This is a genomic window from Haloactinopolyspora sp. (genome assembly GCF_027324685.1).
GTDB lineage: Bacteria > Actinomycetota > Actinomycetes > Jiangellales > Jiangellaceae > Haloactinopolyspora.
On record NZ_DAHVSH010000063.1, the window covers coordinates 24,182 to 33,883 of the forward strand.

11 protein-coding genes are annotated in these 9,702 nt (G+C 69.6%); 4 read left to right on the top strand and 7 right to left on the bottom strand.

Features of this window, described 5'->3' with window-relative positions; genetic code table 11:
* Positions 1–179: 179 nt before the first annotated feature.
* The 4 genes from M6444_RS07685 to M6444_RS07700 all read left to right on the top strand — a co-directional run bounded on the left by M6444_RS07685 (position 180) and on the right by M6444_RS07700 (position 3,162).
* Complete coding sequence (locus tag M6444_RS07685; protein WP_298325136.1) at positions 180–428, top strand: hypothetical protein; 249 nt, start codon at positions 180–182, stop codon at positions 426–428.
* 3 nt (positions 429–431) lie between these two features.
* Positions 432–2,000, top strand: coding sequence for a C2 family cysteine protease (locus M6444_RS07690; RefSeq protein WP_298325139.1), 1,569 nt, complete (start codon positions 432–434; stop codon positions 1,998–2,000).
* A complete protein-coding gene (locus M6444_RS07695) occupies positions 1,997–2,509 on the top strand; it encodes a hypothetical protein (RefSeq protein ID WP_298325142.1) in 513 nt (170 codons plus the stop codon). The genes M6444_RS07690 and M6444_RS07695 overlap by 4 nt, the downstream gene beginning before the upstream one ends.
* Positions 2,510–2,790: 281 nt before the next feature.
* Positions 2,791–3,162 carry a hypothetical protein gene (locus M6444_RS07700; protein WP_298325144.1) on the top strand — a complete coding sequence of 124 codons (372 nt, stop codon included), beginning with the start codon at positions 2,791–2,793 and terminating at the stop codon, positions 3,160–3,162.
* A 39-nt stretch (positions 3,163–3,201) separates the two neighbouring features.
* Here M6444_RS07700 and M6444_RS07705 read toward each other — a convergent pair whose 3' ends face one another.
* From M6444_RS07705 to M6444_RS07735, 7 genes are all read right to left on the bottom strand, one after another.
* Positions 3,202–3,939 carry a lysophospholipid acyltransferase family protein gene (locus M6444_RS07705; protein ID WP_298325147.1) on the bottom strand — a complete coding sequence of 246 codons (738 nt, stop codon included), beginning with the start codon at positions 3,937–3,939 and terminating at the stop codon, positions 3,202–3,204.
* Between the two features lie 78 nt (positions 3,940–4,017).
* Positions 4,018–4,398 carry a RidA family protein gene (locus M6444_RS07710; RefSeq protein WP_298325150.1) on the bottom strand — a complete coding sequence of 127 codons (381 nt, stop codon included), beginning with the start codon at positions 4,396–4,398 and terminating at the stop codon, positions 4,018–4,020.
* Between the two features lie 105 nt (positions 4,399–4,503).
* A complete protein-coding gene (locus tag M6444_RS07715; RefSeq protein ID WP_298325152.1) occupies positions 4,504–5,889 on the bottom strand; it encodes an FAD-dependent oxidoreductase in 1,386 nt (461 codons plus the stop codon).
* Positions 5,890–5,932: 43 nt separating this feature from the next.
* Entirely contained in the window at positions 5,933–7,234 is a 1,302-nt protein-coding gene (locus tag M6444_RS07720) for a Gfo/Idh/MocA family oxidoreductase (protein ID WP_298325155.1), read from the bottom strand.
* Between the two features lie 56 nt (positions 7,235–7,290).
* Positions 7,291–8,427 (bottom strand): XdhC/CoxI family protein, encoded by a 1,137-nt coding sequence (locus tag M6444_RS07725; RefSeq protein ID WP_298325158.1) that lies wholly within the window; start codon positions 8,425–8,427, stop codon positions 7,291–7,293.
* 59 nt (positions 8,428–8,486) lie between these two features.
* Positions 8,487–9,395, bottom strand: coding sequence for a MoxR family ATPase (locus M6444_RS07730; protein ID WP_298325160.1), 909 nt, complete (start codon positions 9,393–9,395; stop codon positions 8,487–8,489).
* A partial coding sequence (locus tag M6444_RS07735; RefSeq protein ID WP_298325163.1) for an NAD(P)-dependent oxidoreductase occupies positions 9,385–9,702 on the bottom strand: 318 nt, incomplete at its 5' end. The genes M6444_RS07735 and M6444_RS07730, both read right to left, overlap by 11 nt.

Sequence of the window (9,702 nt, forward strand, 5' to 3'; positions counted from 1 at the left end):
GCCGGTGACACCAATGTCGCGCACCGCGCGTGGTGCGGCGCCTCCGTTGGGGAGACCCCACAAACGCTCGGGGGCCGGTCGGGCGCCTTTCCTCGCCCCTGACGCTCGGCGGCGAGCCTTGACCGTCAAGCGCCAAACCAGTCAATTTCGGTCGAAGGGACGCGTATATAGTTTCGATCATGGCTCCGCCGAACGAGATCGATCCCACGACCGTCCAGGAAGCCGGAGATCGGCTCGTCGCCGTCGCCCCGGAAGCCGATGGGGCGATGCCTGGCATCTACGGCCCGGATCTCGACGCGATGTACGACGACGAAGGCGTCATCGACGCACGGGTCGCCGCGATCGAACTGCTGCAAGTCCTGCGTGACCGCGCCGAGCATCAAGGCAAGCTCGACCTCGCTGCCTACGACGCGTACAAGGACATCTGAGGCGTGTTCGACAAGCCGGAGAAGTTCGAGCACGACGCCGAGGTGTGGCGCGATCAGGCCGAGGGGTTCGCCAAGGCCGCCGAAGCGGCCGCCGCCATCGCGAAAGACACCGCCACGGCGGCCAGCGAGGCGGTCTGGAAGGGCCCGATGCCCACCGAGCGGCTGACGCGGATGCAAGAGCAAGCCCTCGACGCAGCGAACTCCGCTGACGTCCTGGCCACGATGGCGCAGGCCTGCCGCGCCATCGCCGATGCGGCCGAAGACGCGACGAAGGCCATCGACGAGCTCCGCCGCGAGTGGGACGACGGCAACATCGTCGAACGGATCCGCAGCGACGGTGACGACGACGACGTCCGCGGCGAGTTCAACGAGAAGACCTCGACCGCCCGGGCCCTGCTGAGCGAACTCGCCGACGACCTGCAGCCGGTGATCGACCGCGGCGACCCGCTGGACTACCTGTTCAACCCGATCCAGGTGCCCGGGGCGCCGATCAGCGGGGAACAACTCGACGACAAAGCCGCGAACGACTACTTCGAGACCGGCGTGCTCGCCGACCCCGAGCACGTCGAAGAGATCGAAGACACGATCAACGGCTTGTCCGAAGGCGAGGACCCGCCGGAGAACTGGAACGAATGGGCCACGGCCAACGGCTACACGTCTGAAGAGATCCAGGCCGCTCTGGACAACCTCGACCCCGACGAACGTGCGGCGCTGGACGAGTGGCTCGCGGCCAACAAGGGCGACATCAACAACGACGACACCGACCCGAACCCGGCCAGCCTCGGGCTGACCTCGTTCCTGTGGCAGAACATGCGCGCGGACCAGATCCAGGAGTTCCACGACGACGTGCCCAACCTCGAGCCGACGCTGTACGGCGACGCCGACGGCTGGGTCAACGGCGATGTGGACATGAGCGTCGACTTCGACATCACCGATGGCGGCTCCGGGGTCGTGCAGATCGACCAGGGCAGCATCGGTGAGTGCGCCACGCTGGCGTCCATCGCAGCTGCGGTGGCCGCCGACCCCGGGTGGGTGGACAAGCACATCAAGCAGAACCCGAACGGGACGTTCACGGTCACCATCTACGACGAGAACGGCAACCCGGTCGAGGTCACGGTGAACGGCAACGTTCCGGCCGACGGCGGCAACCCGATCTTCAACGGCCGCGACAGTGACGGCGAGATCAACTGGGCGTCCATCTACGAGAAGGCGATGGCGCAGTACCAGGGGGGCCACTACGAGGAGATCGACGGCGCTTACACGGCCGAACGCGTCAGCGAGACCTCCGGCCAGGACAACAACGTGGTTGAGTTGCCCCTCATCACACCGTGGCATCTCGCGACGTTCGCGCAGATGCAAGAGGCGTTCGAGAACGGCAAGCCGATCATCATGGGTGGCGGCGGTCATGCCTATGCGGTGGTGGGCTTCGAGGACGGCAAGGTTCTGGTGCAGAATCCCTGGGGCGGCGAAGGTTCGGTCGTGGCGATGACGCCGGAGGAGTTCAACTCCGGCCAGTTCCCCGAACCAGCCGACGACTGGCCCGAGTTCAGTTATGTGGCGGTGACCGAATGAGCGAGCGCAAGGTAGACGGCGGCGGAGCGCCGTCGGTGGTGGTCGACCTCGTCGACCCGCCCGCCGACGATCCCACCGTGCTGACCCGCACGGCCAAGGCCCGGGTGGTCGCCGGCGCGCCCGCGGGCACGAACCTGTCGATCATCCACATCACGCCCCCGGTCAGTCAGTCCCCGACCATCCAGGTCGGCTCAGCTCCCGACCGTGACACCGCCCCGTGGGCACACTTCACGACGACCGGGTTGTGGAAGGCCGCCACCGTGGCCGGCGAGCGCGCCACGCTGACGTATCGGCTGGCCTGGAGTCCGGTTCCCAAGCGCTCGCTGCAACGCGGCTCGAAGGTCGTGGTCACCTACACCGACGAGATCACCGTCGGCGACCGGGTGACACACGGACCGCTGACCTACGAGGTGCTGGGCATCACCGACACCGGCGACGTCACGACCAGCCACATCGACCTGGCGGTCACCTTCGACCCGTCGATCCCGCTCACCGAGGACACGCCCTGACCACCGCGTGCCTGCGACCACCGAGCCTCCTGATCGCCGTCGGCGCGGCGATCACGCTCGCCCTGGCCGGCTGCGGCGACGACGCGAGCGGCGACGACGGCGCGACCACGCCACGGGCCAGCGACACTCGCGCCGACGGCGAGATTCCGGACGGCGAACCGACAACGGCCTCGGCTGCCATCGACCTGTGCGAGCCGGACGTCGACGGTGACACCATCCGCGACCGCTCCGAGTTCGCCCTGATCGCCTGCGACGCGCCCGAGGGCAGCAACCTGTCCATCGTGCACGTCACGCCACCGGCCGGGCAGGACATCTCCGTGCAGGCGCGCTCGGCGGCCGACTCCGACCAGACCCCGCGCGTCACGCTGCAGGCCCGTGGCTTGTGGCCGAATCCCGGCACCGGCGTCACCACCGTCGACGGCGACACGGCGACGTTTCGCTACACGCTGTACTGGTACGCCGAGGGCGCCGGCACCTCCGACCGGGTCGAGCACGACTTCGAGGACGAGGTGGCGGTCGGTGACACCGTCACTCGTGGGCCGTTGACCTATGAAGTGCTCGGCATCACCGATACCGGAGACGTCGAGACCAGCCATCTCGATCTCGCGGTCACGTTCGACCCGTCGACCCCGCTGCCGCCCGGCGCTTCCTGACCTCGCGAGACCGCTCGGGCCACACTGGGCGCAGCGCGTTCACTCGGCCCGGTCGCGGTCCAGTGCGGCGGCTTCGTCCGGTGTCGGGGCGGTGCCACCGAGGTGCGCCGGCAGCCACCAGGTGTCGTCGTCACCCTGCGGCGTGGCCGGGTATCGCGCTTGCACGGTGTCGAGCAGGTCCTGCATCCGCGAGCGCAGCTGCGTCGTCGCTTCGGTGGGCGAGATCCGCGCGTCGGGGGTGATCGGTTCGCCGGCCAGGATCGCGACCGGGACGTGGCGTTGGGTGAGGTTCTTCGGGCGGCCCTTCGTCCACAGCCGCTGCGGGCCCCACACGGCCATCGGTATGAGCGGTACGCCGGCGTCGGCAGCCATCCGTGCCGCGCCGGACTTGAGGTCCTTGACCGTGAACGAGCGGCTGATGGTCGCTTCGGGGAAGACCCCCACCACCTCGCCGCCGCGTAACCGTCGCACGGCCTCGTCGTAGGAGTCACGCCCGGCGGCGCGGTCGACCGGGATGTGGCGCATGCCCCGCAGCAGCGGTCCGGCGACCCGGTTGGCGAAGACCTCCTGCTTGGCCATGAAGCGCACGAGGCGCTTGGACGGCAGCGCGCCGAGCCCGCAGAAGATGAAGTCGAGGTAGCTCTGGTGGGTGCACGCGATGACGGCTCCCCCGCGCCGCGGAATGTGCTCGCTGCCGCGCACGTCGAGCTTGAGGTCGAGTATCCGGAACATGGCCTTGCAGGTGAACACCACTGGCGAGTACACGAGTTCGGCCATGCGCAGAGCCTACGGGGGCGAAGCGACGGACGCAGGGCCTGTGCCCTCGCGTCCGTTCGCATTCATGCCACCCGCCGGTTACGGCGCGTAGGCGACGACGTCGATCTCGACCAGGATGTTCATCAGGTCGCTGCCGACCGTGGTGCGTACCGGCAACGGGTCGGTGAAGCGGGTCCGGTAGGCCTCGTTGAAGTCGGGGAAGTCCCGGCGCAGGTTCTGCAGGTGCACCGTCGACTTCACCACGTCGGCCAAGCTCAGGCCGTGCGTGGACAACGCCCGTTCGACGTTGTCCAGCGTGGCCAGGGTCTGGGCGGCCACCCCGTCGGGGATCTCGCCGGTCGCCGGGTCGTGCGGACCGAACCCGGCGGTGTAGACGAACGAACCCGCGCGCACCACATGGGCGTAGGCGCCGGCGGGCTTCGGCAGGTCCTCGCGGGTGCGCGATTCGAACTGTGCCACGGTCAACTCCTTCATGATCGACAGGTCGCTCGGGTCATCACGGTACGTGTGCCGGTGCCCCGGCCGGCCAGTGGGCTCGAGCCGGCCGTGCCGCCGTCGGACTGGTCAGGACAACGGCCGCAAGTCGGCCAGCACCTCATTGAGAGCCTCGGTGCTCGATGGATGGATCCAGATCCCGTCCCGCAGCTCAGTGGCTGTCGTGCCCATCCGCATGGCCAGGGCCATCAGGTTGATGACCTCCTGGGCGTCGACGCTGAAGACCGTGGCCCCGAGGATCCGGTCGGTCCGGGCGTCGACCACGACCTTGATCAGCCCGTGCGTCATCCCCAGGATCTTCGGTCGCGGCATCGCGGCGACGTCGGCGACTTTCTTGGCCGCGACCAGGACGTCGGTGCCGAGCTCACGTGCTTCGGTCTCGTTGACCCCGACCCGTGCCAGCGGCGGGGTGAGGAACGTCGTGGACGGCACCGCCACCCGATCGGTGGTCCTGCGGCGGCCGGTGCCGGTGAGCTGATCCAGCACGATGCGGTAGTCGTCGAGGGAGACGTAGGTGAAATGGGGACCGCCGTTGACGTCACCGATGGCGTAGACGCCGGGCGCCGACGTACGCAGCTGCTCGTCGGTCACGATGTAACCGCGATCGTCGGTGTGGACACCGGCGGCGTCCAGGTCCAGATCGGCGGTCGCCGCCCTTCGGCCGACCGCCACCAGCACGGCGTCAGCGGCGAATCGTCGCTGACCCGCGCCGCCGGTGGTGACCGAGGTTTCCGAGCCGTCGGCGTCGTCGTCGATCGAGATCACTTCGGCGTCGAGGACGATGTCCACGCCTTGCTCGGTCAGCAGCGCCTGCACCGCGGCCGCGACGTCGCGGTCCGCACCGGGCATGAACTCCTCGTGGCGGTCGAGCAGGGTGACGTGCGAGCCGAAGTGCGCGAACATGCCGGCGAACTCCAGCCCGACGTACCCGCCGCCGATGATGACCAACCGGCGCGGCAGCGGCTCGACATGCTGCAGCGTGGTGGAGTCGTAGACCCGCATGCTCTCGGCCAAGCCGTCGACGGGTGGGCGGACCGGGACCGAACCGGTGTTCACCACCACGGTTTCGGCCTTGATCACCAACCGGTCGGAGCCGCCGCGCACCTCGACCCGGCGCGGGCCGACGAAGCGAGCATGCCCGTCCACGAGGGTGACGGTCTCGACATCGGCAAGCATGGCGTGGTTGCGTTCACGCAGTTTGTCGATGAGCGAGTCGCGGCGCGCGACGGACGTGGTGAACCACTCCTGCGCACTCGCCCCCTCCGGGCGGGATTCGGCCTGATGGATCAGCATCTTGGTCGGCACGCAGTTGATGTTGATGCAGCTGCCGCCGTACATCGTGGCCGACTGTTCCACCAGCACCACGGACTTTCCGGCGCGACCGAGCGCCCCGGCGAGAGTCTTGCCGCCCTTCCCCCAGCCCAGAACCACCACGTCGGCGTCGATGTCGGCCATGACCACGTCCTACCCGGTGCGGTCTGGGAAGATGCGCGCTCGACTACGGCGCGAGCTCGACCACACGCTGCTCGGCGATGGAGCGCCAGATCGCCTCCCCCGCGGCGACCGCGTCGGCCCCCTGCTGCGCGGTGGCGATCAAGCCGAGCTCGGCCGAGGCGGCGCTGGGGCCGACGAAGAGGTCGTGACGCAGCTGCGGGTCGGCGCCGTCGTGACCACCGGGCGGGACGGGGACCGGGATGGTGCGCGCGGCCCCGAACAGCGGCCGGTGCACGATCTGCTGGGTATCCGGTAGCGGCGTGCCGTCCGGGAACCGGCCGGCGGTCGTCTCGACCTGCCCGTGGGTGCCATTGATCACCAACCGGTAGCCCTCCCACGGTGAGGAGAAGTCGATCGTGTAGACGAGCGTGGCGCCGCCGGCGTAGGAGATCAGCGCGGTGTAGGTGTCCTCGACGTCGATCTCGTCGTCGTACGGGGAGAGGTCGCGCTCCGGCGGATATTGGTAGGTGTAGGGCAGGCCGAAGTCATCGGTGCGCGCGGCACCTGTCGCCGCGGCATCGGCGAAGATCCCGGCCTGCGCCTGGGCGTACGGGTCGCGCCGACGCAGTTGATCGCCGACGTAGGGCACGCCGCCGGCCGCCCGAGGCCGGTGCGGGCTGTCCGGGCCGTAGTAGTGCCGCCCGCCCACCGCGTACACCCGCACCGGCGCGTCGTCCAGCCACCACGACACCAGGTCCACGTGGTGGGTGCTCTTGTGCACCGACAAGCCGCCGGAGAACTCCCGGCGACGGTTCCAGCGCAGGAAGTAGCTCGCCCCGTGCCGGATGTCCACGTGGTATTCCAGGAGCACATAGGTGGGCGTGCCCACGGCGCCGTCGCGGATCAGCCGCTTGATCTGCTGATGCCGCAGCGGATAACGCAGATTGTGCGTCACCACGACGCTGCCTGCCGATGTTCGCTCCGCGGTCAGCACCCGCTGGGCGTCGGCGACCGTGGTGACCATCGGCTTCTCGGTGATGACGTCGAGTCCGTGGTGCAGGCCGGCGACGATGTGGTCGGCATGGGTGTGGTCCGGCGAGGCCACGATGACCGCGTCCGGTTGCGTCTGTTCGACCATCGCGGCGAACTCGTCCGGGCGATACCACGCCACCGGCGGATGACCCGCGGGCAGCACCCGCTCGTTGAACTGCCGGACCCGGTCTCGGTCGGGGTCCACCACCGCCACGAGCTGCGCCGTGGCGGAGTGATCCTCCCCGGTGCCGTCGCCGCTGATGCCGATCATCGGGCCGGCGTAGGTCGTCAGCCCCCGGCGGGACAATCCGCACAGGACGTATCGGCGACGCATGGGTACCGAGTCCTCCTCTGAGCGAGATGGCCACCGGTGTCGAGCGGCGGTGCTGGTCAATGATGGATCGCGCCGACGGTCTCGCTGAGTCGCTCGCCGGCCCCGCCCCACCGTAGCGAGATGATCTCCGCAGCGATCGACACAGCCGTCTCCTCAGGCGTACGCGCACCGAGATCGAGGCCGATCGGAGCCGACAGCCGGGACAGCTCCGCATCGGTGAGGCCGGCCTCGCGCAGCCGCGCCACACGGTCGTCGCTCGTACGCCGCGAGCCCATCGCGCCGATGTAGGCCACGTTCGGCAGCCGCAGCGCCACCTCGAGCACCGGGACGTCGAACTTGGGATCATGGGTCAGCACGGCGATCACCGTCCTGCTGTCGATGAGGCCCTCGTCGGCCTGCGCCGCCAGGTACTCGTGCGGCCAGGAGACGACCACCTCATCGGCGTCCGGGAACCGGGAGCGGGTGGCGAACACCGGCCGAGCGTCGCAGACGGTCACCCGGTAGCCGAGGAACGAGCCCATCTTCGCCAGCGCCGAGGCGAAGTCGATCGCGCCGAAGACGATCATCCGCGGGCGGGGCGCGAACGACGAGACGAAGACCCTGGCCCCCTCGCCGCGGCGTTCGCCGTCCGGGCCGTACACGAGCGTCTCGGTGCGTCCGGATTCCAGCAGCCCCAGCGCGTCGTCGGCGACGGCGTGGTCGAACCGGGCCGATCCCATCGTCCCCGAGGTCCCCGCGGTCGCAGCCTCACCGGCCGGCGCCCGGACCACCAGGCGGGCACCGACGCGGGTCGGATCGGGGTGCTCGATCAGCGTGCACACCGCGACCGGGCGACCGGCCTCCACGTCCGCGATCACGTCGCCGAGCTGCGGGAACGATGCGCGGTCGACGCGTTCGACGAACACGTCGATGATGCCGCCGCAGGTGAGCCCGACGGCGAAGGCGTCCTCGTCACTGACGCCGTAGCGCTGCAGAACCGGCACCCCGTCGGCGGTGACCGCCGTCGCCAGCTCGTAGACCGCTCCTTCCACGCAGCCGCCCGACACGCTGCCGACCGCTTCGCCGTCCGGCCCGACCAGCATCGCCGCCCCGGCCTGCCGCGGGGCCGAGCGCCACGTCGCCACCACGGTTCCCATGCCGACCGGGGTGGATGCCTCCCACCACCGTTTCAGGGCGGGCATCACGTCACGCATGCCATCTCCTCCTGCCAACACACCAACAGCGGCCTGAGGACGCCATGCGCCCGCACCCCTCAGCCGGTCACGAAACGAGCGAGGTCCGCGCGCACTCTGGTGCTGTCTTCGTGATACTTCAGTACCGCACCCAAGGTCGAGGTCGCGGTGTCCACGTCGAGCTCGGTCCGGCCCAGTTCGAACAGCGCCGCCGCCCAGTCCAGGCTCTCGGCGACCCCTGGCGGTTTGATCAGCCCGGCCGTGCGCATTCGCGCCACCGCCACGGCCACCTGCTCGGCCAGCACGGTCGGCAGCTCGGGCATCCTGGTACGCAGGATCTGCACCTCACGCTCGAGGTCCGGGTGCTCGACCCAGTGGTACAGGCAGCGGCGCTTGAGCGCGTCGTGAACCTCCCGGGTCCGGTTGGACGTCAGCACGACCAGCGGCGGAGCAGAGGAGCGGACGGTGCCGATCTCGGGGATGGTCACCGCATGAGTCGACAACACCTCCAGCAAGAACGCCTCGAACTCGGCGTCGGCCCGATCGACCTCGTCGACCAGCAGCACCGACGGCGCCGTCTGCAGCGCTTGGAGCACCGGGCGGGGCAGCAGGAACCGTTCGTCGAACAAGTCCTGTTCCACCGCGGCGACATCCAGGCCGCCCGCGCCGTGCGCCGCCTCTAGCGCCCGTAGGTGCAGCACCTGGCGGGAAAAGTCCCAGTCGTACAAGGCCTGAGAGGCGTCGATGCCCTCGTAGCACTGCAACCGGATCAGCGGCGCGCCCAACGCGGTGGCTATCGCCTCGGCCAGCGACGTCTTACCGGTTCCGGGATCGCCCTCGAGCATGATCGGGCGCTTCATCCGCGCGGCCAGCCATGCCACCGTCGCCAATTCGTCGTCGGCCAGGTAACCGGTCCGGTGCAGGGCATCGGCCAGGCCCGCCGGATCGGCGGGCAGCCCGAGCGCGGTTCCGTCCCGGTCACCGGCCATGCGAAGCCCTCTCCTCGCCGGACCGGATCCCGCCGATGCGCCCGGCCGGGGTGACGTCGGGGTCCAAGAGGTCCTCGCGGGGCAGCTGCGCCGCCCGGTAGGCCGCGAACTGGTCCGCAGCGATCTCGGCGAACTCGGTGAACGCTTCCTCGACGGTCCACCCCACGTGCGGGGTGAACACGACGTTGGGCAGGCGGCGCAGCGGGTGTTCGGCGGGAAGGGGCTCATCGGCGAACACGTCGAGCCCTGCGGCCGCCAGCGGGCCGTTGGTCAGCACGTCGACGAGTGCGGCTTCGTCGACGATGGC